The following is a 428-nucleotide window of genomic DNA, read 5'->3' on the forward strand; positions in this document are numbered from 1 at the left end:
GTGGGAGGAACAGGAGCCGTGCTCCAACTTTTTCGATGGCGTCGCGCACGCCGCTGATCTTGTGGGCGGGCAGGTTATCCATGACGACGATGTCGCCGGGGCGCAGTTCGGGTGCGAGAACCTGCTCGGCATAGGCGAGGAAGGCTGGTCCGTTCATTGGCCCATCGAGCAGCATCGGCGCCGCCATGCCAGATAGTCGCAGGCCTGCGGTAAAGGTGGTGGTCTTCCAATGTCCGTGTGGAATGGGCGCCCGGCATCGCTCGCCACATGGCGCTCGTCCTCGCAACCGCGCCATCTTCGTGGATGCCGCGGTCTCGTCGATGAAGATGAGCCTCTCGGGATCGAGATCGATCTGGCCGTCGAACCAGGCTATGCGGCGACGCAAGACATCGGGACGCTGCTGCTCTGAGGCATGCGCCGTCTTTTTT

Annotated in this window: 1 protein-coding gene; it reads right to left on the reverse strand. The window is 63.1% G+C overall.

Features of this window, described 5'->3' with window-relative positions; translation table 11 throughout:
* Window positions 1–428 (reverse strand): transposase (locus RTCK_RS07970; protein WP_185927946.1); only part of this gene is annotated, 428 nt, incomplete at both ends.

The organism is Pseudorhizobium endolithicum (genome assembly GCF_902153245.2).
Lineage (GTDB): Bacteria > Pseudomonadota > Alphaproteobacteria > Rhizobiales > Rhizobiaceae > Neorhizobium > Neorhizobium endolithicum.